The 24109-nt window shown below is 36.2% G+C and carries 23 protein-coding genes; 16 read left to right on the top strand and 7 right to left on the bottom strand.

The window, feature by feature from the left end; all coding sequences use genetic code 11:
• Window positions 1–31: 31 nt before the first annotated feature.
• Window positions 32–1417, bottom strand: coding sequence for a class II fumarate hydratase (fumC, locus tag IEV15_RS06855; RefSeq protein ID WP_188361775.1), 1386 nt, complete (start codon window positions 1415–1417; stop codon window positions 32–34).
• A gap of 190 nt (window positions 1418–1607) precedes the next feature.
• Here fumC and IEV15_RS06850 point away from each other — a divergent pair, with 190 nt between their 5' ends.
• A complete protein-coding gene (locus IEV15_RS06850) occupies window positions 1608–1775 on the top strand; it encodes a hypothetical protein (RefSeq protein ID WP_188361774.1) in 168 nt (55 codons plus the stop codon).
• A 54-nt stretch (window positions 1776–1829) separates the two neighbouring features.
• Here the strand turns inward: IEV15_RS06850 and IEV15_RS06845 are convergent, their stop codons facing one another.
• Both IEV15_RS06845 and arsC read right to left on the bottom strand, forming a co-directional pair.
• Complete coding sequence (locus tag IEV15_RS06845) at window positions 1830–4286, bottom strand: TonB-dependent receptor (protein ID WP_308418838.1); 2457 nt, start codon at window positions 4284–4286, stop codon at window positions 1830–1832.
• 95 nt (window positions 4287–4381) lie between these two features.
• The gene (arsC, locus tag IEV15_RS06840; RefSeq protein ID WP_188361773.1) at window positions 4382–4723 is read right to left on the bottom strand and encodes an arsenate reductase (glutaredoxin); all 342 of its coding nucleotides are present in this window, start codon (window positions 4721–4723) and stop codon (window positions 4382–4384) included.
• A gap of 279 nt (window positions 4724–5002) precedes the next feature.
• On the opposite strand from arsC, the gene IEV15_RS06835 reads away from it, so the two are divergent.
• From IEV15_RS06835 to IEV15_RS06825, 3 genes are all read left to right on the top strand, one after another.
• A complete protein-coding gene (locus IEV15_RS06835; RefSeq protein WP_188361772.1) occupies window positions 5003–5305 on the top strand; it encodes a GIY-YIG nuclease family protein in 303 nt (100 codons plus the stop codon).
• Between the two features lie 264 nt (window positions 5306–5569).
• Entirely contained in the window at window positions 5570–6478 is a 909-nt protein-coding gene (locus IEV15_RS06830) for a CPBP family intramembrane glutamic endopeptidase (protein WP_188361771.1), read from the top strand.
• A gap of 367 nt (window positions 6479–6845) precedes the next feature.
• On the top strand, window positions 6846–7895 hold the full coding sequence (locus IEV15_RS06825; protein ID WP_188361770.1) for an AMP-binding protein: 1050 nt from the start codon (window positions 6846–6848) through the stop codon (window positions 7893–7895).
• A gap of 138 nt (window positions 7896–8033) precedes the next feature.
• On the opposite strand, the gene IEV15_RS06820 is transcribed toward IEV15_RS06825, so the two are convergent.
• From IEV15_RS06820 to IEV15_RS06805, 4 genes are all read right to left on the bottom strand, one after another.
• Window positions 8034–8468, bottom strand: coding sequence for a lipocalin family protein (locus IEV15_RS06820; RefSeq protein ID WP_188361769.1), 435 nt, complete (start codon window positions 8466–8468; stop codon window positions 8034–8036).
• 17 nt (window positions 8469–8485) lie between these two features.
• Complete coding sequence (locus IEV15_RS06815) at window positions 8486–8908, bottom strand: DoxX family protein (RefSeq protein ID WP_188361768.1); 423 nt, start codon at window positions 8906–8908, stop codon at window positions 8486–8488.
• A 93-nt stretch (window positions 8909–9001) separates the two neighbouring features.
• Window positions 9002–10621 (bottom strand): M1 family metallopeptidase, encoded by a 1620-nt coding sequence (locus IEV15_RS06810; protein WP_188361767.1) that lies wholly within the window; start codon window positions 10619–10621, stop codon window positions 9002–9004.
• A gap of 126 nt (window positions 10622–10747) precedes the next feature.
• Window positions 10748–10993, bottom strand: coding sequence for a hypothetical protein (locus IEV15_RS06805; protein WP_188361766.1), 246 nt, complete (start codon window positions 10991–10993; stop codon window positions 10748–10750).
• Window positions 10994–11283: 290 nt separating this feature from the next.
• On the opposite strand from IEV15_RS06805, the gene IEV15_RS06800 reads away from it, so the two are divergent.
• The 12 genes from IEV15_RS06800 (at window position 11284) to IEV15_RS06745 (ending at window position 24066) form a co-directional block, all read left to right on the top strand.
• Window positions 11284–11730, top strand: coding sequence for a hypothetical protein (locus IEV15_RS06800; protein WP_188361765.1), 447 nt, complete (start codon window positions 11284–11286; stop codon window positions 11728–11730).
• 151 nt (window positions 11731–11881) lie between these two features.
• Window positions 11882–12436, top strand: a complete 555-nt coding sequence (locus tag IEV15_RS06795; protein WP_188361764.1) for a hypothetical protein — start codon at window positions 11882–11884, stop codon at window positions 12434–12436.
• 308 nt (window positions 12437–12744) lie between these two features.
• Window positions 12745–13407, top strand: a complete 663-nt coding sequence (locus tag IEV15_RS06790; protein WP_188361763.1) for a hypothetical protein — start codon at window positions 12745–12747, stop codon at window positions 13405–13407.
• A gap of 140 nt (window positions 13408–13547) precedes the next feature.
• Window positions 13548–13943 (top strand): hypothetical protein, encoded by a 396-nt coding sequence (locus IEV15_RS06785; protein WP_188361762.1) that lies wholly within the window; start codon window positions 13548–13550, stop codon window positions 13941–13943.
• 255 nt (window positions 13944–14198) lie between these two features.
• Complete coding sequence (locus tag IEV15_RS06780) at window positions 14199–15749, top strand: hypothetical protein (RefSeq protein WP_229734112.1); 1551 nt, start codon at window positions 14199–14201, stop codon at window positions 15747–15749.
• 46 nt (window positions 15750–15795) lie between these two features.
• The gene (locus IEV15_RS06775; RefSeq protein ID WP_188361760.1) at window positions 15796–16626 is read left to right on the top strand and encodes a toll/interleukin-1 receptor domain-containing protein; all 831 of its coding nucleotides are present in this window, start codon (window positions 15796–15798) and stop codon (window positions 16624–16626) included.
• Window positions 16627–16770: 144 nt separating this feature from the next.
• On the top strand, window positions 16771–19671 hold the full coding sequence (locus IEV15_RS06770) for a DNA methyltransferase (RefSeq protein WP_188361759.1): 2901 nt from the start codon (window positions 16771–16773) through the stop codon (window positions 19669–19671).
• A gap of 76 nt (window positions 19672–19747) precedes the next feature.
• Window positions 19748–19948, top strand: a complete 201-nt coding sequence (locus IEV15_RS06765) for a hypothetical protein (protein ID WP_188361758.1) — start codon at window positions 19748–19750, stop codon at window positions 19946–19948.
• Window positions 19949–20162: 214 nt separating this feature from the next.
• Window positions 20163–20675: a hypothetical protein gene (locus IEV15_RS06760; protein ID WP_188361757.1), complete on the top strand. Its 513-nt coding sequence runs from the start codon at window positions 20163–20165 to the stop codon at window positions 20673–20675.
• 535 nt (window positions 20676–21210) lie between these two features.
• Window positions 21211–22128: a carboxypeptidase-like regulatory domain-containing protein gene (locus tag IEV15_RS06755; RefSeq protein WP_188361756.1), complete on the top strand. Its 918-nt coding sequence runs from the start codon at window positions 21211–21213 to the stop codon at window positions 22126–22128.
• A 347-nt stretch (window positions 22129–22475) separates the two neighbouring features.
• Window positions 22476–22889, top strand: coding sequence for a DUF1801 domain-containing protein (locus tag IEV15_RS06750; protein WP_188361755.1), 414 nt, complete (start codon window positions 22476–22478; stop codon window positions 22887–22889).
• 220 nt (window positions 22890–23109) lie between these two features.
• On the top strand, window positions 23110–24066 hold the full coding sequence (locus IEV15_RS06745) for a calcium/sodium antiporter (RefSeq protein ID WP_188361754.1): 957 nt from the start codon (window positions 23110–23112) through the stop codon (window positions 24064–24066).
• Window positions 24067–24109 lie beyond the last annotated feature (43 nt).

The raw sequence follows: 24109 nt of genomic DNA, 5'->3' as shown, positions 1-24109 counted from the left end.
TAATCACTATTCACTAATCACTAATCACTACCTAAACCATATCCCCCGCCTGAACCCACAGATCAAAATCCTCCTCCGAAACATACCCCAATCGTACCGCTTCTTCTTTTAAAGTCGTACCATTTCTATGGGCGGTTTGAGCTATTTCGGCCGCTTTATAGTAGCCGATTTTGGTATTTAAGGCCGTAACCAACATCAGCGAGTTGTCCACTAATTCCTTAATTCGTTTCGTATTCGGGGCAATGCCCACCGCACAATTATCCGTAAAGGAAACACAAGCATCGGCTAATAAATTGGCAGATTGCAAAAAGTTGGCCACCAATACGGGTTTAAAAACATTCAATTCATAATGACCTTGCGAACCGGCAAATGTGAGGGTAACATCATTTCCAAATACTTGAGCACAAACCATCGTTAAGGCTTCACATTGTGTAGGGTTTACTTTCCCCGGCATGATAGACGAACCGGGTTCGTTTTCAGGAAGAAGGAGTTCGCCAATACCCGAACGCGGACCTGAAGCCAGCATTCGGATGTCGTTGGCTATTTTGTATAAAGCAACAGCCAATTGCTTCAAGGCTCCATGCGAAGCAACCAAGGCTTCATGTGCCGCCAAGGCCTCAAATTTATTAGGGGCAGTGATAAAAGGCAATCCGGTAAACTCGGCAATATAAGCAGCCACTTTTACGTCATAGCCTTTTGGAGTATTCAAGCCTGTGCCTACTGCGGTGCCACCCAATGCCAATTCCGATAAATGGTGTAAGGTGTAGTTCAGTGCCGCTAAACCGTGATCCAATTGCGACACATACCCCGAAAATTCTTGACCCAAGGTGAGGGGAGTAGCATCCATTAAATGGGTACGTCCAATTTTAATAATAGCTTGAAATTCTAATGCCTTTTCATGTAACGTATCGCGAAGCTTCGTAATACCCGGAATTGTCTTTTCTACCAACACTTTATAACTGGCAATGTGCATCGCGGTGGGAAACGTATCGTTGGACGACTGCGATTGGTTCACGTCATCATTTGCTTTCAGCACCGGCTCTCCTTCACCAATGGCAAAGCCTGCTAGTACTTGAGCTCGGTTAGCAATCACTTCATTTACATTCATATTGGTTTGCGTACCCGAGCCGGTTTGCCAAATCACCAACGGGAACTGGTCGCTAAGTTGCCCTGCCAACAATTCATCACAAACCTGAGCAATGGCATCGCGTTTTGCTGTAGCCAAAACCCCCAAGTCACAATTCGCATAAGCAGCTGCCTTCTTTAAATAGGCAAACCCTTCAATAATTTCATACGGCATCGAACCCACGGGACCAATTTTAAAATTAGTTCGCGACCGTTCCGTCTGAGCTCCCCAATAAGCATTTATCGGCACTTGTACTTCACCCAACGTGTCTTTCTCTATACGGTAGTTCATTATTTTAGTATTTAGTATTTAGTGATTAGTAATTAGTGACTAGTAATTAGCCTAACCGATTAACCAATTAACCCTTTCAACCGTAAATTTACTTATTAACAACCACTTTTTAAAAATATTTTTATTTTAAGTTGATAAAATGGGATGGTTGCTATATCTTTGTGATTGAATTCGAAAAACTCCGGAAAACATGTTTGAATTTCAACAGTATTTAGGCTTTATTCTTTTCTTGACCATTTTAACCATCGGTTTTTGGTTGATGATATTCTTAATAGGATTTGTTCACTATTGGTTGGGCGGTGCTATCATGGAATTAATCAAAGAGAAAAGAGCTAAAAAAGCACAAGAATCAGCTTAATTAATTAAATTGATTACTAAAAAAGGGACGCTATTGCGTCCCTTTTTGTTATTATTATGGTTTCCCCATGAAGTCACCGTTGTCTTCTCCGTTTTCACGTCGCTGACGGTCACGTTCGTTTTTCTGTCTGTTGAATCGGTAGGTGAATGACAAATTGATTTGTCGCTCTCTCCATTGCATTTCACTGTACGAATTGATACTCGGTAAATTCGTCTCCATGATTCTTTTTCTACTGTTGAAAATATCACTTACGTTAAACGCAATCGTACCTTTTTCTTTCAATACATCTTTACTTAAAGCCATGTTGGCACTTATCACACCCAACGTTCTTCCTTGGAAGGTTTTTTGCGGAGCATTATACGTAGCATTGGTTTGTAAATCAATTTTATAAGGTAAGGTTATTTTGGAGTTGATACGAGCAAACCATCCCGTGGCCACGTTGTCTAAGTCAATAACCACTTCTTCATCTTGAAAATTGGTGTAAGCATATTCTCCTTGCGTTTCATTTCTGAAGAAATTGAAGTTACCGTTCAAACGCCACCATTTATATGGACTGTAGTTTAAGGTAAATTCAAATCCCAAACGGTATTCCGTAGCCAAGTTAACAGGACCACTTAAAATAATAGGAATGCCATCTACAAAATCACCCGATTCTCTTCGGATAAAACTAAATACATCATCCGTTTTGTTTCCGTAAAGTGACGTATTGAAAGTTACTTTATCCCAACGTTTTAAATAACCAAAATCCACCGCATGGGTCAAGGCTGGATCTAAATCCGGATTTCCACTGAAGATGTTGATGTTACTCGATAAGTTCGGGAACGGATTCAAGAAACGACCTCTCGGACGTTGGATTCTTCTGCTATAACTCAACGAAACATTACTCGACTCCGATAGCTCATAAGCAAAGAAGGCCGATGGGAAAAAGTTGTTGTAGCGTTTGTTGTTGAAATCGTCCGTGGCCAATTGGTTCACTTCAATATTGGAATCTTCCCATCGCAAACCAAACAAATAAGAGAACTTGCTGATTTTAGAGCCAAATTGGGTATAAAAAGCATTTACGTATTCTTTGTATTCAAAAATATTGGTAAAACGAGGGTCCGGTAAAAAGTCATCCGCACCATCATCAAAAGTCGCTACTTTAAAGTCAGTCACTACATCAGTAAAATCACCGCGATAACCGGCTTCAAAACGCATGTCGTCGGTTAAAGGTAAAACATAATCCAACTGCACTAAGTTTTTGTTTTGGCGTTGGATATTATCCGTAATTTGATTGGTAAAATCAAAAATAGCCGAGGAATCGTTATCTCTGTTGATAGAGGTAGAAAAGTCTACATTCAATTGATGTCCGTCTTTTTTGAATTTTTGTGTGAAGTTGGTAGCAAATTCTACATTCTCACCTTTGTTCAATTGGTCATTAAATCGTCTTCGGGTACCAAGAAAATTTCTATCCGCGTCATATTCATAAAATAATACTTCATCGGGATTGCCTCCGGTATCTCTACGATAGGATAACGTATTGGTCCACGTTAAGTTGTCCGTTAAATACCATTCCGCACCAAAACTACCGTTATAACCTTCTCGTATTCTGCTGTTCAAACGACGCTCGTCTAAATAACCAATCGTTTCTCCGGTAGCCGGGTTCAACAATTCAGAATCAGTCATCGAGTTACCCGGACTGTTTCTCTTACTGTAACCTTGCGTGGTGAAAATATTAAACTTCTCTGATTTCAAGTTGAAACTTCCGGTTATTCCTGTGTTTTCAGGTTCTCCAACAGTCACAGTTACCGTACCGTTTACGCCTTGATTTTTTCCTTTTTTCAAAATGATGTTGATAATACCACCACCACCTTCTGCATCATAACGAGCGGAAGGGTTCGTAATCACTTCCACTTTGTCTATCGCATCGGCAGGAAGCAAACGCAAAGCATCAGTCACGTTAATCGCATTTGATGGACGTCCATCAATCAATATTCTAACATTCTCATTTCCTCTCAAACTCACATTTCCTTCTACATCCACAGATACTGACGGTACGTTATCCAACACATCACTCACTGTACCTCCTTTGACCATCATATCTTGACCCACGTTATAAACACGTTTGTCTAACTTAATCTCAACCGTTGAACGTTCCGCACGTAGTTCCACACCTTCAAGAGCCGTCGTTTCATCGGAAAGGATGATGGTGCCTAAATTGGTGTTATCCTGCAAACTGCGTTGTTTGTATTCTACTGTTTTGAAAGAGATAAATTCAATTCTTACGTTATACGTACCGGCATTGATTTCGATATCAAATTCCCCTTTTGAATCGGTAATTCCACCGGAAACCATCTCTGGTCTTCTGGAGTTTTCAAACACTATGGTGGCATACTCTAAGGGTTGTGACGACATTTTGTCGATTACTTTTCCGGTTACTTTTATTTTTTTAGCGTCCGGACGTTGTTGTGCAAATGAGATACACGTTACGGCAAGTAACAGTAAACTAAGAATTGATTTGTAATTCATCATGAATTGAAAGTTGATTATGAGTGTTTAGACCGCAAAATTAGACTAAGGTTTAGTGTACATTTCACAAACATTTGTTAAATGAATCCCAATTAAATCTAAATGCAATCGATTATAGTAGAAGGCGGTCGGCCAATAACGGCTTTGTTGTTATTCACCACGATAGGGCGTTCTATTAAAATAGGATGACTAACCATGATTTCCAGTAACTCCTTGTCTGAGTAGGACTTACCTTTGAACGCTTCCACCCAAATCTTCTCTTTCTGACGGATTAAATCAATAGGAGCTACTTTCAATTTCGAAACCAGCACCTCCAACTCCTCAAGAGTAGGCGTGTCTTTTAAGTAAAGAATCACTTCAAACGGTTTCCCTGATTGTTCCACTAGTGCCAGTCCCTCTCTGGATTTCCCGCACCTCGGATTATGGTAAATTTGTATCATATCCTTCTTTTTTTACAAAGAAAATACTTTGCTATCCTATTTCTGTTAAAAAAATTGTAAGATATTTTTTTGAATACCCTTAACGCAAACGCATCACACCCAACTTATCACGCCCAGTTTGGCCTCACAGTTTGTCATTCCGCGGGATGTCGCAGACGAAATAGGAACCTCCTACGCAGTAGGCAGCCCCCCAAAGTTTGTCATTCATAAAAAACAGCTACTATTGAGCAATTATAGCATCTTTTTTTATTAAATTTACTTCATAAACGCCATAAAACCATGATACAAAACCAACAAGGTTACCACACATACTACATCTACATCCTAACAAACAAATACAAAACAGTATTATATACAGGAGTAACAAACAACCTCAAACTACGCTTGTCACAACACAGAGAAAGTTTAAACCCAAACGCATTCACAACAAAATATCAAGTATACCACCTCGTATACTATGAAAAATTTACTTGGATACAAGAAGCAATAGCAAGAGAAAAAGAAATCAAATCTTGGACAAGAGAAAAAAAACTAAACCTCATTCACACCCAAAACAAGGAAATGACCTTTCTCGACTTGTAACAATCATCCTTCTCTTTAGTCATTGAAATAAAGTTACACAGTAGGAACCCCCCACACAGTTTGTCATTCCGCCAGATGTCGCAGACGAAATAGGAACCTCCTACGCAGTAGGCAGCTCCCCCCAAAGTTGTGTCATTCCGCGGGATGTCGCAGACGAAATAGGAACCTCCTACGCAGTAGGCAGCTCCACCCACATTTTTTTCACCCCCCATAACAAAAAATCAATCCACACCCCTTATATTTGAATTTCTAAAATTGCCTATCATGTACATCCAACAAATCAATAACAAAAAATTCGACCTATTTCTCTATTTACCCATACCACTCTGCTTTCTGGGCCTTATCATCTTCAATTACATCACCACAAAAGATATAAACGTAGAAGAAGTACTCCAAACCTTGATAGAGCAAATGGGAACCAATGTAGCTTTCGTGTTGTTAATCGCACCCTTGTCCATTGGTCTTTTCTGTTTATTCTTTTGGGTAAAGTTCGTCCACCAGCAAACCATCAGAAGCTTAACAACCGCACGCCCCAAAATAGATTGGAAACGGATATTCTTTTCCTTTACCGTATGGGCTTTAATCACCATCGGCTCAACCTTGTTGTTTTTCTACCTAAGTCCCGACGATTTTGTATGGAATTTTAAACCCATTCCTTTTTTTAGTTTCTTACTCTTAGCTCTTATACTAATCCCATTACAAACCAGCTTTGAAGAATATTTATTCCGAGGCTACCTCATGCAAGGCATTGGTGTGGCAACCAAAAGTCGGTTGATTCCTTTACTCATCACCTCAATAGCATTTGGATTAATGCACATTGCCAATCCCGAAGTGGGAAAAATGGGCCCAGTCATCATGATTTATTACATAGGAACGGGCTTCTTCCTCGGTATCATCACGCTAATGGATGAAGGATTAGAATTGGCCCTGGGTTTCCATGCTGCCAACAACCTCGTAGGGGCGTTATTGGTAACTGCAGACTGGACCGCCTTTCAGACCCATTCCATTTTTAAAGACATTTCAGAACCTTCCGCAGGGGTAGATGTGCTTTTACCTGTTGTAGTTATTTTTCCGATTCTTTTAGTTATTTTTGGTAAAAAGTACGGATGGACCAACTGGAAGGAAAAACTAACCGGAAAGTTACCCGAACCAACTGACGTTTTACCCAATTAAAGAATACAATAAGTTGTATAGGAACATATAATCATCAATAGAATAATAAAAATTAAACCACATAGATACATAGAATAAAGGTATAGATAGCCCAATTATCGTTTCGCATAGCTATGTTTTACTTTAATTGAGCAAAGCGTCTTCAAAAGCTATGAAAAACTATGTCTCTATGTGGTTAAAGAAAAAAAACAATAAAAAATTAAACCACATAGATACATAGAATAAAGGTATAGATAGCCCAATTATCGTTTCGCATAGCTATGATTTCCTCAAAATGAGTGAAACGTCTTTATCAGCCCTGAAAACTATGTCTCTATGTGGTTAAAGAAAAAAAACAAAACTGTTACGTTAAAAACACTTTTTCACTATGACACCAAGTTATAAAAATGTACACAACCGATTCAAATTAAACGGCTTTCAATTAAACCGCGACGACTTATGTCGTATAGCCTATAGTTTCATCAAAGAAGGCGAAGACTGGGAAAAACCCGTGGGCGACTTCCTATTGGATTGGTTTGATGAAAAGACGTATATCGAAATGAGCACCTCAGGTTCCACCGGTATTCCAAAAATGATCCGAGTGGAAAAACAAGCCATGGTGCATTCCGCTTTGGCTACCGGAGATTACTTCGGATTACAACCCGGAGATAAAGTCTTGCATTGCCTTCCCGCCAGTTATGTGGCAGGAAAGATGATGTTAGTACGTGGCTTCATCATCGGATTGGAAATTGACTTCGTGGCTCCGAGCTCGAAACCGTTGGAACGCATCGAATACGATTATGATTTCACCGCCTTAGTGCCACTGCAAGCTCAATATTCCTTAGATAAATTACATCGGGTTAAAAAAATAATCATTGGGGGTGCCAAAATCACTAAACCTTTGGAGCAAAAACTGAAGAAAATCAAATCGGAAATCTACGAGACCTACGGAATGACCGAAACCATCTCACACATCGCCGCAAAGCGAGTAGGGGAAGAAGCCTTCACCGTGTTCCCGAATGTGATTATCTCGCAAGACGACAACAACTGCTTGTTGCTGAAAGCGTTCAATATCAATGACGAACTGATTGCAACCAATGATGTCGTGGAGATGGTTTCAGAAAACCAATTCATCTGGCTAGGACGTTTTGACAACGTAGTCAACAGTGGTGGTATCAAATTAATCCCTGAACAAATCGAAGAGAAATTGGCAACCCGCATTCCCGCCCGTTATTTTGTAATTGGCAAACCCGATCCCGTGTTAGGAGAAAAGCTGGTGCTGTTTGTGGAAGGCGAACCGATCACAATCGATGACAATGTCTTTGATGTACTCGACAAATACGAAAAACCCAAAGAAGTCCACTTCGTAAAACATTTCGAAGAGACCCCTACAGGAAAGATTATCCGTAAAGAAACAGCTAGTAAGTTTGTGATTTAAAAGAAATTATAAAAGATACACTATAAAAAAGCTCTGTAAATACAGAGCTTTTTTGTTTGGTAACGTGTACTTGTTTGTTTTTAAACTACTAAAACGTAGCCTCGTAGGTAACCCGTTCATAAAGCACGTTGATGCAGACTAAATCGACGTAAAATTCACATAATACGTCTCCATAGTGCCGTCATCGTCAAAGTCTTCTTGTGCTTTTATTCGGAGGGTAGTGGTGGTTAGATTGGTAATAGTTCCGGTAATTACATAGAGTTCCAACTCATTGAAGGTAACCGTGAAGTTCGTGCCATTCAAGGTCCAAGTGCCGGTAGCAATATCGTAAGTAATAGGATCCCCGCAAAATGCTACAAGGACGTCTTTAGCTACGCCGCCCGATTGTATTTCTATATAATCGCGGGCACAAAGTTCATGTTCGTAGGGAAAGGTATCACCTTCAAACTCATAACTTACATAATACCATTTTTTTAATAACAAATCTAATGAGATGTTGTTGTTATTGTCATCATCCGAACAAGAGGAAAATGACAGCGTAAGTAAACAACATAGGATGCCTAGTTTTTTCATTTACGTAGTGTTAGATGTTATTGTCCCATCTTAAAAAAATAATCGGCTGAATGCTTTCCGCTACCGTAAATCAAGAAAAAAATACACAAAGCCAAACATAAAGTAGCCACAACAAAGTTGTTGTAATTCATTTCACCGACAAAGTTTATGAGTATTGCTCCAAAGAGTATAGGCAATTGTGTCACGATAGACAATCGAGTGAGTAAACCCACCGCTATCAGCACACCACCCACCAGATGAGCAAAAGCTACATAGTGTATCACCAACATGGCTCCGCCAAAGTTGTTGAAAGGTTCAAATAAGTCCAGTAAATACTGACTGTTGGTTAGGAATGTGGTTCCTTTAAAAAATAGAAATACACCCAAACCAATACGCAACGCATCAATGGGATAACTCGTGTGTGCGTTCGCCCATTTGTTTAGTTTTTTTACCGTATCCATTTTAGTAGCATTTAAAATTGGATTTAAAGTACAAAAAATTACCTAAACAACTGACTGTTACCCTGTTAAAATTTTGTGTCGTTGGTCGAGCTTTTATTTACCACCTACCGCAATCAGCATCTTTTCAAGGGATAGCGTGATTTCATCCACTGTCTTTGCATCTTCCACTTTCTGCCAATCGTTGCTGAACCAAGTGTGAAAATTCTTGTTTTTCACACTGTAATGAACCGGCATTTTGAATCCCGAGACGTCTGTAACCCAACGAGCTTCAACGCCTTTTTTAGTACTGCGGAATTCCAACAACGGAAGAGCCGTGTGGTTCAAATACTGATTGAACAACGGCTGCAAGTCTTTCCCAATAGCTTTAGTGAAATACGTACTCACATCTTCCGTTTCGATGATTTGATGGCGGAAATGTTCCGTGTAGCTTTTCAAAATACGCCACCATTCCTCGTCGTTGTTGACTAAGTGACGTAGCGTGTTGAGGAGCAAAGCCCCTTTGTAATACATATCAGAGTTGCCGGTTTTGAAGTTGACGCCAAACTGACCAATCATCGGGCTGCGGTTGCCTACCATTTTCTTTTGACCGTTGATGTATTGCATGGCTTTTTCGTAGCCGAATTGGCATTCTACAAAGACGCTTTCCGAGTAGGTGGTAAAACTTTCGTGTATCCACATATCCGCAATATCTTTCGAAGTGATGCTGTTGCCGAACCACTCATGGCCGGTTTCGTGGATGGTGATGTAGTCAAACAGGAGGCCTACTCCGGTGCCTGTCATGTCGTTGCCGAGGTAGCCTTTGGTGTATTTATTGCCGTAAGCCACAGCACTTTGGTGTTCCATACCCAAATAAGGCGTTTCAACGAGTTTGAAGCCGTCTTCAAGGAAAGGATAGGGACCGAACTTCTCCTGAAAGCAATCCATCATGGGTTTTACTTCTTCAAAGTGTTTGCGGGCGAGTGCTTCGTTTTCGCGGAGGACATAGTAGTCGAGGTCGAGGCCTTTGTGGTGGTCGTGGATGTGGACGTAGTCGGCGATGTTGATAACGATGTTGTAGTTGTTGATGGGGTTGATAACCTCCCAATCCCAGCGGGTGTAGCCGTTGTTGAGGTTTTCGCTGCCGAGGAAACGACCGTTGGAAACGTTCATCAGGCCATTGGGCACTGCTACTTTCACGGAAGCCCCTCTGTCGGGTTCATCGGTTTGGTGGTCTTTTACGGGGTACCAGAGGCTGGCTCCCGTGCCTTGTACGGCCACGCCAATGAAGGGGTTGTTGTTGCTGTCTTTTTTAAAGACAAAGCCGCCATCCCAGGGGGCACGCTTGGCTATTTTGGGGTTGCCCGAGTAGTGAAAAAAGAGCGTGTGCTCCGTGTTTAGGGTGAGGGTTTGCGGAAAATCAATAAAAACGGCGTTGAACTCGCGGGTGTAGGCGAGTGGTTTGTTTTGGTACAGGATGCTGTCCACTTGCATGTTGGCGAAGAGGTCGAGTTGTATCTTTTGTGTGGGGGCTACTATTTTGAAGGTGATGGCGTTGTGGCCGGCGATGCTTCGCTCCTCGGGGTTGATGGTGAGGTTGAGGTCATAGCGAAGGACGTCAAAGGCGGTGCGTTCTGGGCGGAGACTGCCTTGTAGGGTGTCTTTGCGGGTAAAGTTTTGTGCGGCGACTTGCAGGCCGGCTAGTGTGGTGAGTAGGAGTAGGAGGTGTGTTTTCATGGTTTACGCTACTTGCTTTTTGATTGCTTTTTTAGTTTTTTGATTGTGATGGTTGCTTGTTTGGGCGGTTATTGGGGTGTTTGGCGTTGCGTTTTGTTATAAAAACTCAAATATATTTATTTTTCTTTAGTTTTTGTTATAAAATTTTTTAGGGTTTGGCTTGTTTTGATTAGGGTTTGGTTTGTTTTGATTAGGGTTTGGTCTGTTTTGATTGGGGTTTGGTTTGTTTTCATTAGGGTTTTGTTTGTTTTGATTGGAGTTTGGCTTGTTTTGATTGGGGTTTGGTTTGTTTTGGTTGGGGTTTGGTTTGTTTTTATTAGGGTATGACTTGTTTCGGTTGGGGTTTGGTTTGTTTCCGTTTTGGTATAGCATGTATTGGTTGGGGTAGGGATGCACTTGGTAAATGGCTCTTTATTTTATAGGAATGGTTTTGCTATTTATGGAACTGTTTGAAGTTTTTTTAAATTCTTTAGTTCTTTAGTTCTTTAGTTCTTTTAATTTTTTGGTTTTCGATTTTTAGTTGTTTTTGATTTTTTTAGTTTTTTGATTTATTGTTAATAAAAAGATAAGAAAACTCTTGTGTTGTTTTGGAAAGTGTTAAAAAAGTTGTATATATTTGATGATATTAAGTAGTTATGCACAATAGTAAGACAGACGAGAGTATGAAAGATATTTTAGACCAACTTGAACATTTAATGTATGGATATAATTATCAGGTGACTTTTGGAATCGACATTTTTGAAAGTTGTACCAACCTTGACGACTTTAAAGTCAAACTGAAGAAAAGATATCTTGAATCAAAACCTGAAAACGCAAATATCATTCCCTATGAAATTGCTGACTTCTGGGACGATATAAATTTTGGACTAAACTTTAGAGGCGACAGCACCGCTGGTTTGATACTGAACGAAAAGAAAAATGAGAAGTTGGAAAAAGTACAACTTGCTTACAAAGAATTTATTAGACAATTCATCAATGAAAATACAAAAATTTATAGCTACCCTGACGAAGAAGGAATTCCAGGCTATCCTGTGTATTGGGATTATAGATTTGTATTGCAAACGGACAACAACAAATGTTTATTTATTTATGGTTCATCCTCAGACTGACAGAACTACTGTGCATAACAACTGTTTTGCCTAATGCTGGCTAATTTACTAACTTTAAACGCCTTACAACAATCAACTAAAGGTTTGCCTGACAGTGACGGGCTCCAAAACCCAGCACTAGGCAAAGCAGCAATACGTTGTAAGTAATATTATGAAGAACATTCTGTTAACATTTTTATTTTTAAATTCAATATTTTGTTTAGCACAAAATGAACAATTGATTTTGACTGAAAAAGCAAACAATTTATGGTTTCAAAAACTGAACACAACAAACGAATTGAATGAAAAAATTGAACTAATAAATCAACGTTTGATTTCGGATATTAATGTTTACATTAAATGGAGTTTTCCCGATGGTATTACAGTTCAAAGAATACCAAAATTGGATTCAATTAGTAAAATTAGAAATCAAGGATTTTGCAAACCACTTTACGTTGTAAAATATAAGAAAAAAGAAATTGCGTTCAGAATTGAAAATCCATTAAATGATAACTTAACTAATTCAGTTTCGAAACTGATAACTGAAAATAATATTTCTGCTGTAGAAGTTTGGATTGATGATAAAAGAAAAGTTTTATACGGAACAAGTGCAGATTGCGGAATAATTTTTATTTCAACCAATAAAAGAAAAATATTTAAAGCCTTCAAAAATTTAAATTTGACCAACTTCTACATGGACGAAATTGGAAATTACAAAGAGAACTAAATAAAAATACTACTTACAATAGCTAGAGTTTCGTTGGGCTTGAAAAGCCAACAATGAAACTCCTGTTGAACAAAATTAAATTCAATTATTTTTCCTATCTTAGTCTTTCCAAAAACAAACTCCTGCCAGTCGGTGGGTTTTATCATTAAATATTTAAAGGTTGATTACGGGAATCCGTAATTGTGCTTCTTAATTATTACTTTTCTTTGTTGATAATAAGGATAAGACAACTCTTGGGGTGTTGTGAGAAGTGGTGAAAAAGATGTATATATTTGGGGATATATGAAATAATTAAAATTTTAATAAAAATGATTAAGGAATTAAAGGCATTAGACATAGAAATTGAAAAATTAAGTTTATCTGAATATGAAACACTACCAATTTATGATGGAATTGTAGATTTGGAATCCTACCAAAAAACCAATACTAAAGTATTGTGGATATTGAAAGAAGTTAACAGTGCAGGTGATGAGGGTGGATGGGATATGCGTGAGGCTATTAAGAAATTCAAAGTGAAAAATGGTTTAAAAGCAGTATGGGCAAAAACATTTTCATCGATTGTTTATGTTAGTGAAGGCATTATCAATAACAAAAACTGGGATGATATTCCGGACATTCCTGATAATCCTGATGTTGTAGATATTTTAAACAGTATTGCCTATATTAACATGAAGAAAATTGCAGGGAAACCAAGAGCGATTAGCAACGAATTAAGCCATGCTTATCAAACTTATAAAGAACTGTTATTTAAACAAATAAGATTAATTGATGCTGACATAATTATATTCGGAGGTACATACCCTTATTTTAAGAACGATATCCCTCCCCATAACCTTAAAAAAAGCGGTACGTGCAATGTGTTTAAAGTAGATGATAAAATTTTTGTTGATGCATATCATCCACAGTATTTCGGCGTAAAAAGAAAAGATTATTTTACTGATATACTAAGTGGAATAAAATCAGAATTTTAAATTACCAATAGCAGTTTAATTAAATCACTACTTTTAAACAGGTTTATTAAAGTTTATTAATTAATAAAAAAAGAGCGATTTAAAATCCCAAGCCGTTTTTGCTGGCCATAATCCTATGGCTAAATTTTAAATAAAAAAGAATGAATTTATTTTACGAAAGAATGGAGCACAATGAGTTATTGTGGTCTTTTGAAACCAATCAAACCTTGTGTAAGTCATTGGCTTACATGACAACTTTTAAAGAGTATGATAATTTTAAGGTTGAACCAAAGAAACATTCCATTGAAGTTTTTAATGACCAAATAACTGTATCTCTTTTACTTTATGTTGGATTTGAAAATGAGGAGTATGTAGCTAACTGCAATTTAAAAAACTTTCATATTGTTAGTTTTCAAAAAGTAACCAAAGAGATGATAGAATTCAAAATGTTCGAAAATGAGATTAAGTATATCAATTCGAAAGCGTTATTTTTTACAGCTTTGAGTTTTACAGAGAATGATTTGTGTGATAGTATGAAGACATTATTGGATATCTAGTTCTAATCCTGAGATAGTGTGAGCTAAAAACAAACGTTAGTGGAGTTTTTTTTTAAACTAGTAGTTTTAGAAGTTCATTAGTTATTTGATTTGTTAATAAAATTATTAGGAATGGGATTATTTATTTTTATATTTTTATGAGATCCTAAATCATTTAAACTTTTTACTAGCTGGATTATTCTGTTTAGAAAAATTTAAAGAGATGTTTAATATAAAAAATCAAATTTGAAGACTGTAAAATTCCTTATTTTTCTATTGATTAGCTATAATTTTTTAGCTCAATCGACGAGTGTTTTTGATGCAAATTATTTTAATACAGATAATTCACAACCTTCTATAAAAGTTGGAAAAGGATTTCATATTAATGACATTTACAAGCAAACTAAAAATTGTTTTAAGTCTGAAACAATCAATCCAAATAAATTAACTTCACAACAAGTAGGCGGTAAGAAAACCAGCATAAAACTTTTTTACACGAAATCAAACAAAGATTTTAATGATTACAAGAGCCGAGGAAATACTGGAAGTGTGAGTTTTCTAAACTTATTTGAATTCAATGGAAAAAAACTTGATGAATATTCAAACGCTTCTATTGAAGAAGTGGAACGGCTAATTTTTTCTGCTAATGTAGATTTTGGCATCTATTCTTTTGACAAAGAACCGATATTGACAGATGAGGCTAACAATCTAATTAAACAAAATAAATTACAAGAATTTGTAAAACTTTTTGGCACTCATTATATCAGTGGTGTAAAAAAGGAAAGTAATATTGTTGTTATTTTGAAAAAGAATTATACAGAAAAGAATTTTCTGTATAATACCAAAACTAATATAAACTCCAATGGTAATATTCCATTCAAAGGCAAAAGTTCTTTAGAAATAGATAATAGTGATTGGGTTAATAATCAATTAAGAAACAACAGTTATTCCGTAACTGTTGAAATTAATGGTCCTGCAATTGAACAATCGGTTATTCAAAATCAAATAAATGCTATTCTCAATGGTACAACTCAAAATAAAGCTAATGCTATATCAGATATCATTGGAAGTGCTATAAAAAATATTTCTGATCCAAATCAGAGTGTAATTACTCAATATTATTACTCACCTTTTTCACTCTATGGTCTTGAAGGTATAATTTGGGATTCTAAAAAACAAAGTGAACTAATAAAACTGAATGAACTACTAATCAATTTATATAGAGACAGAACTGTAATATCTAGATTAATTGAAACATCGTCAATTGATGAAATAGTTGATGAATATCAAAAAAATCAGGTTACTCCCCAATTGATAAAATTAGTTCAAGATAAAAGAAATGAGACAGTAGTCAGATTGAAAAAATATAGTTCTGAATTGGAAAATTTAATGCATGAAATTGAGCAACGATACAATAGCTGTTCAGATATCTATTGTTCCATTAATTCTGAATGTTGTAGTAATAACGAGTTTATATCAAGAACAAATACGTTAAATTATGAAAACAAAATTAAAGAAGATTTAATGAGTTTTTATAATGTTCTAAATGAAGTAAATAAAGAAGTAAACAAACCCGAGTGTGAGAAAAAACAACAAGGTGTTATTGTAATAGAAAACCATTCTATAAATCCTTATGACTTATTTCATGGAAATAAATTTATAGAAACTTTGCAAGGAAAAACAGCAAAAACTTTTTATGTAAATAATGGAAATTATACTTTTAAGGCAGTGCAAAAATCTGGATACTTGATGTATCCTACTGAAAATATAAGAAGTGCAAATATTACAAACGTTTGTCAGGAAGTTGTTTTAAAAATAGGATTCTAATTAAATTTTTACATAACCAAATGAATAATTATTATAACTTTTTCTTATGCATGAATTACTCAAAGAGACACTAAAAGGATATATAGAGCTTAAATTGAAAACGGGTGAAAGTCTTGTTGGAAAAGTACCTTTCGATTCTCCCGAAACTGATCATTTTATTTTTTTACCTCAACAAAATTTTAAAAAATTTTATGAAAAGAGTAATGGGAATAGTGTTTTGTTTGATAACATTAGAGAATATGTTATGTACATACCACTTTCTCTCGTTGAGTCGTATAGGGTTAAATTAAATGTAGTAAAAGGTTTAAAAACTAAAAATAATAGACCTCTTCCAAATTGGATTAAATTTTATTTTAAAAATAATGGTAAATTAGGGTTTTTAAACGTTAAATATAGCCTTCCGGGAAGTGACAAAATTTTTGATTTAGGTTATCTTAAAATAGAAGATGATGAACTAATAATGTTGCCAATTACTTTTGTTTTCCTTTCCTATGCAAAAGAGGATAAGGAAATAGTTAAACAGACAATGGAAGTTTTGCATGATTATGGGGTTATCACTTGGTTTGATGAAAAAGATTTATTGCCTGGAGATAATTGGCAAGATAAGATTGAACAATCAATCGAAAAAGCTGATTATATTTTAATTTTTTTCTCTTCAAACAGCATTACTAGACAAGGTTATAAAAACAAAGAAATACGATTTGCACTAGAACAAAAAATGTTAAAGCCTTTCGATACGAGATACATAATTCCAATTTTAATTGATGATGTTACTCCTCCAAGAGAATTAAGAGAGATACATTGGATAAAAATGAATGATGAAAATTGGATAAATAAAGTTTTAGTTTCAATCGGTAAAGAGCCAATTAATATATAGAACTCTAACCATAGCTTAAAAGTAATTTCACAAGTTCGTTTTGGCGGTTTAACTTTTATTGGATTAACCTACATAATCCTTTAAAAACAGAAAGCACTAAAATTAACAATACAATAATTTACACATCAATCAATCATAAAAATAATGGCATTAAGTTGGAATGAAATTAAAGACCGAGCTTTAAACTTTTCAAAAGAATGGGAAGACACTTCTAATGAAGAAGCAGATGCTAAACCATTTTTAGTTGAGTTTTTTAATGTTTTTGGAATTAGTAGTAAACGTGTTTCTACTTTTGAACATCGTGTAAAAAAACTAGATGAAAGAGAAGGTTACATTGACTTACTCTGGAAAGGAACTATATTAATTGAAATGAAAAGCAGAGGAAAAAACCTTGATCGAGCTTTTCAGCAGGCAAAAGACTATACACATGGTTTGAAACAACATGATTTGCCCAAATATATACTTATTTGTGATTTTGAAAATTTTAGACTTTATGATCTTGAGGAAGATAAGAGAGTAGATTTTAAATTAAAAGAACTTGTTAACAATGTACAGCATTTTGGTTCGATATTAGGTTATCAAAAAAAGATTTACAAAGAACAAGACCCCGCAAACATAAAGGCAGCAGAATTGATGGGCAAGCTTCACGATAGACTTGAAGAAATAGGATATAGTGGACATCCCTTAGAGGTTTATTTAGTACGCATATTGTTTTTATTATTTGCAGAAGACACTACAATATTTAATAAGCAACAATTTCAGGAGTTTATAGAACAACGAACAGCTATTGATGGAAGTGACTTAGCTGCTAAGCTTCAAGAATTATTTCAGGTTTTAAACACCCCAAAAGAGAACCGATTTAAAAACTTAGATGAACAACTTGATGATTTTCCTTATATAAACGGAAAGCTTTTCGAGGAAATTTTGCCAACCGCAAGTTTTGACACCAAAATGCGACAAGCACTTTTGGATTGTTGTTATATTGATTGGAGCAAAATATCGCCTGCTATTTTCGGTTCGATGTTTCAAAGTGTAATGAATCCGAAAGAGCGGAGAAATTTAGGTGCACACTATACAAGTGAAACTAATATATTGAAACTAATTAAACCTCTTTTCCTAGATGACCTCTGGAGAGAATTCGAAAGTATTAAAAAAGTTTCTACGACAGTATCACGAATAAAAAAACTTCAAGAATTTCATAAAAAACTTAGTACTTTAAGATTTCTAGACCCTGCGTGTGGTTGCGGAAACTTCCTTGTTATAACCTATCGTGAACTACGTTTATTAGAGTTAGAAATTTTGAGAGCCATTTATAAGAAAGGGCAACAAGTAATGAATGTTGGTGATATTATTTGGCTGGATGTTGACATGATGAGTGGTATTGAATATGAAGAATTTCCAGCTAGAATTGCAGAAGTAGCGATGTGGTTAATTGACCACCAGATGAATATGTTAATTAGTAATGAATTTGGTCAATATTTTGTTCGTTTACCTTTGAAAAAGTCAGCGAATATTGTTAATGGAAACGCTTTACAGATTAATTGGAGTTCTTTACTAAGAAATGAAAGAATTGATATTAATGCAGAAAGTACTACCTTATTATTAAATGAACCCGAAACAGAGTATAAAACTTTGAACATCAAAACTAAACAGTTAACAATTATTGATAAAAGAAAACTTTCTAAAGAGAAGATAATCTTCAAGAACAACTTTGATTACATTATAGGTAATCCTCCTTTTATTGGAAAGAGTTTACAAAATGAAGTTCAAAAGTTGGATATAGAAACTGTATTTGCCGGGGTTAAAGGGGCTGGAGTATTAGATTATGTAGCTGCATGGTATTTAAAAGCTGCACAATTTATATTAAACACAAATACAAAGGTTGCTTTTGTTTCAACTAATTCTATTGCACAAGGAGAACAAGTTGGAGTATTATGGAGATTACTTTTTAATCATTACAAAATTAAGATTCATTTTGCTCACAGAACATTTAGTTGGAGAAATGAGGCAAAAGGAAACGCAGCAGTTCATGTAGTTATTATTGGATTTGCTTCATTTGACGTACCAAACAAATTTATTTATGAATACGAAGATATTAAAGGTGAGCCCCATTTAATTAAAGTTAAAAACATAAATCCTTATTTAGTTGAAGGTAGGGATTTTGCTTTACAATCGCGAACTAAACCATTGTGCAATGTTCCAGAAATGTTATATGGTAATAAAATAGTTGATGGAGGTTTCTATCTTTTTACAGACTTAGAAAAAGAAGATTTTATAAAAAAGGAACCTTTATCTGTAAAGTTTTTTAAACCGATCTTATCAGGTGATGAATTTATAAATGGAAGAAACAGATGGATTTTATATCTAGAAAATATAGAGCCTCACGAAATAAGAAATTTACCTTTAATTAAAGAAAGAATTGAAAACGTAGCTAAATATAGATCCATAAGCCCAAAACTTCAAACAAGAGAAACTTCAAAAACACCTACTTTATTTGCTGAACGAAGACAACCAAAAAGTAATTTTTTATTAATACCTAGAACATCGTCTGAAAATAGGAAATATTTGCCTTTAGGTTTTTATACAAAAGATTTCATTGTAAATGATAGCTGTACTGCTTTACCTAATGCTACTTTATATCATTTTGGTTTACTTAGTTCTCTAATGCATATTGCTTGGGTTAAGTATACTTGTGGGAGATTAGAAAGTCGATTTAGATATTCTAATACTATTGTTTATAATAATTATCCTTTTCCAGAGAATCCCACTGATAAACAAATTAGAATTATTGAAATAGCAGCACAAAAGGTTTTGGATGTAAGATTACAATTCCCTAACAGTTCACTTGCTGATTTATATGACCCGCTAGCAATGCCACCTGCACTGGTGAAAGCCCATCATTATTTAGATAAAGCGGTAGATTCGACTTATCGCTCACAACCTTTTATTAACGAAGCGAAACGGGTAGAGTTTTTGTTTGAACTTTATGAAAAATATACTGCAAATCTTTTTACCAAAGAAAAAATTAAGATTCGCAGGTATTAACCCTCTTACAATCTATTTGTATTTAAAAATAATGGTTACTGGAATTTACAGGTAGAGGACATTATAAAAAATTTAAATGAGCACGTATATCTTTTTATCACCGGAAGGGGCGACGTTATCGCCAAACGGACAGGAGGTTGAAAATCTTCAGGTTATTGGGATTGTTGAAGGTGTGACGTCTAAGGATGAGGCGTTGAAACAGTTGTTGGTGGAGAATGAATGGATTTTTGATGCGGAGTTTAATGTGGCGGAGTTTATTTGTTATGAGGTGGTTTAAAGGTTAACCGCTAAGCACGCAGAGATTGGCTCAAAGGACTTGAGCAACAATATAATTTTGATGTAATTTCAATTGAATGATAAAGTTCTAATATTGAAGTGTCATTACCTGATAGCATCTTAGTTCTCAAAGTGATAATTAGTAGAATTGATGAGATGAACTTCTAAAATTTAGATACATTGGTTAAATAGTCCTATCTATATATACTATTAAAATGAAACAATCTTTTATTATTGTCTCCGGACTACGAAACAAATTGCTTACCAATCTCCTGATTGAGTTTGTAAATATATTTTCGGGCGAGAATTTTGAAAATGAAATTCTCTTATATAAAGAAAAGAAAACGGGCACTTTTTTAATTCTGTTTTCCACTATACCCAGCTTTGATCATTTCTGTTATTGTGTTAACTTCATACGCTATATGGAAACTCCAAATAATACACTTCCTTTGGTTTCCGGTTATTATTTTAATGATGATGATAGCCATTCTTTCTTAACCAAAGGTTTTGTGAAAGTTTATGTTTCATCATCTGACTATGAATATAATAATGTAAATGTTGTTATTACTACTAATGAAACTTACTTTTTAGATTTTGGCTCATTACCAAAACTATTACCTACTAATGAAGAATCGTATGGAGTTCCGGCGATTTACCTTGATGACTATTCGGAGGTTAATACTGATCGAACTCTCCTTAGAAATAAAACTTGGTGGAAGTTTTGGTAGGCTGCTTACTATGTAGGAGATTGCTTTGCTAATTGACTATCGCTCGTTTCTTGTTTCGTTTTCTACATTTTTTTGAATGACCAACGGTTGGTGATTTGGATTATGGGATTGCTTCCGCCTTGGCGGACACGCCAGCATCGGGATGATATGTCGCGAGCGGTTGTTTTATTGTCGACAAACGGGTTATTTTTAACGACTAACTACATAAAACTGTAAGAACTCGACGTTTTTGGTATTTTTTGTCTTCTAAAATTGATTGTTTTAGGGGTTGATTTTGAGTGTTTTAGTCATTTTGTGCAGAAAACCGCCATAAAAATGTATGTCGTTTGTCGATTATTTTTCATTTATTCTTACAAATGTTTCTGTTTTTATAAGAAAATAAATGTAAAAATTGCTTTTCGTTGCAAAATCCTTAAAATCAGTGTTTTGTGAAAATGCGTGTGTTTTTATTTGTTAAATTTTTGTTTATAGATTTGTCATGCACCAAAGTGGTGTTAGACCCCAAGTCTATTTTATCAACTTAATTTTTGAAATTATGAACAGAAAACAAGAGAGCAAACGCTCGATGTTTATTGTAGTTGAAGAGTTTGTACAGAACTCAGACGCTAGTGTTTTGGCTTTGATGCCGAATTTTAATTCGGAGTATCAGGATTTTGTAACTGCTTTAAATGATTTACGAGCAGCGAGTGAGGATCAACTTTATAATCGTACGGGTGCCCGTGTAGAAAAGGAGTTACTGCAAACGGCTATGGTTGATTTGAGTATGAATATTGCGAGTAGAATCAGGGCTTATGCTTATGATAGTGGTAACTGGTTTTTGTTTCGCAAGGTGAACAAGTCGCGTTCGAGTATTGCTAAAATGAAGGATTCGCTTAGTATGGATTATTGTCAGATGGTTCATGATGAGGGGACGGCGTTATTGGCTTCTTTGGGGGCTTATGGTGTTGTTGCTCAGGATTTGACTGATTTGCAGGCGGCTATCACGGTGTATATGGAATGGTTGCCGAAACCACGGACGGCTATTGTTGACCGTAGGGTTCAGACGGAATTGGTTTCGCAGTATTTGGGTGTTTGTAGTGCTAAGGTTGCGGCTATGGATGTTCATGTTAAGATGCTGGAATGGAGTCATCCGGAGTTTTATGAGCGTTATACGTTTAGTCGTAAGTTGGTTACACCGGGTTATCGCAAGTTGTCTTTACGAGGTACGATTACGAACGAGATGGGCGAGGCTTTGGCCGGAGCTGTGGTTCGTATTGGTTCTTTGGGCGTTAGTAAGCGTTCGACGGGCAATGGTAATTATGAGTTTAAGTCTCTACCGGCAGGGGTTTATAATGTGAGTTTTGAACTTCAGGGTTATGAGACGCATACTCAGCCTGTTGCTATTGTGGCGAATGAACGTACGGATGTTAATGTGCAGTTGCATGAGGGGGTTTCTATGAGGATTGCTTCATAATGTTAAATATATTTGAGATTTTAAAGCTCTTGACTTTGGTTGGGGGCTTTTTTTTTGCCACGAATTACACGAATTATTTTTGCTACGGAGATTGGAAGACACTAAGATTATGGGGGAGAGCTTCGCTCTTTTTTGGAACACGGATTACGCGGATTTTGCGGATGGTCACGGATTTTAGAGCTTCGCTCTTTTTTTTACCGCTGATTTGTTGATTATGTCTTTTTTCAGGCACTGTACGGACAAGTCGCGACTTGTCCCCGCCTGTCCCCAAATAACCCCACAATCCAATCAAATCCTTTTGAATAAAACGAAAACTTCGTTATATTTGAACATACTAAAAACTAACCATGGGAAAAGTAGTCGAAATAAAAACACAACAAACCACTGCCAGCGTTGCCGATTACATCAACAGCGTAACAAACGAACAACAACGTAAAGACAGTACGGTCATTCTTGACCTGATGAAAAAGTACAGTGGGGAAGAACCTAAAATGTGGGGAGCTTCACTCATCGGTTTTGGCATCAAGCGATACCAAAGCCCCAAAACGGGTAGGGAAGTGGATTGGTTTCTGATTGGGTTTTCACCCCGCAAAGCCAACCTCTCATTACACCTTGTTTTTGACCTCCACAAACAAGCCGACTTACTGGCGAAGCTAGGCAAGTTCAAAACCGGTGCCGGTTGTCTTTACATCAATAAATTAGAGGATATTGACGTTACGATATTGGAGAAATTGATTGAGGAGGCGGTGAGGAGTAAATAGTTAGAATAGTGTAAGTAGCTGTTTATTTTCTCGCCGAGTCGCCAAGTCGCCAAGCTTCTAACTATTAAGTTTTAAGAACTTTGCGGCTCTACCTCTCTGCGACTTTGCGAGAGTTTTTTTTAATTGCGAGGGATGTTGTATGATCACCTGTAAAATTACCGACTATTAACAAACAGAATTAACTACATTTATATACATTTGGGTGTAAATTAGAAAGTACATGATAATTCCAATTTTGTTAGTAGTAATCGGATTTGTTTTCTTGATTTTTGGAGCCAATTGGCTGGTTGACGGAGCTGCGGCAGTAGCTAAAAAATACAAAGTCTCCGATTTAGCCATCGGTTTAACGATTGTTGCCTTCGGTACTTCCGCTCCCGAGCTGGTAGTGAATAGTATTGGCTCTGTAAATGGCTATTCCGATATTGTTTTGGGCAACATCATTGGAAGTAATAATTTTAATTTATTTCTGATACTCGGTATCTCGGGATTAATTCTACCCATCTCCGTGCAATCTTCAACAGCATGGAAGGAAATTCCAATTTCGTTAGGTGTCGCTATCCTGCTGTTATTTTTACTAAACGATTTTACTTTTTCAACACCAAGTTACCTCAGCCGAGTGGATAGTCTTATCATGCTTGTGTTGTTTTTCCTCTTTCTGTATTATGTTTTCCGTCAAATGAAATCGGAACCCACTGTTGAAGTGGAAGTAGTGCTGAAAGCAACGTATAAAATCTGGGGACTTATTCTCATCGGATTGGCTCTTTTGATTATTGGAGGACAAATGGTGGTGGTGAACAGCGTTGAAATAGCCGCTAGTTTAGGTGTGAGTGAAAAAATAATTGGGTTAACCATCGTATCGGCAGGAACATCCTTACCCGAATTAGTTACGTCCGTTATAGCCGCCACAAAAAAGAACAGCGATATAGCCATTGGTAATGTGATTGGTTCAAATATTTTCAATATCCTTTTGATTCTCTCCATCAGCGGTCTGATTATGCCCATTGAATACAACCCCAAGTTTAATTTAGATCTTTATATTTTAATGGGCGGTACCGTTTTTCTTCTACTGGCCATGCTCACCGGAAAACGAAAACGATTAGACCGTTGGGAAGCAAGTATTTTGTTGGGGTTTTATCTTTTGTATACCACGTATTTGGTGATGAAGGAAATACAGTAAAGTTGTAGAACAGGAAGAACTGTGCTAGGAAAAAACCAGTATC

The sequence above is a fragment of the Flavobacterium orientale genome (genome assembly GCF_014638005.1).
GTDB lineage: Bacteria > Bacteroidota > Bacteroidia > Flavobacteriales > Flavobacteriaceae > Flavobacterium > Flavobacterium orientale.
Note: the sequence above shows the minus strand (reverse complement) of the source record. Positions and strands in the feature narration are given on the sequence as shown.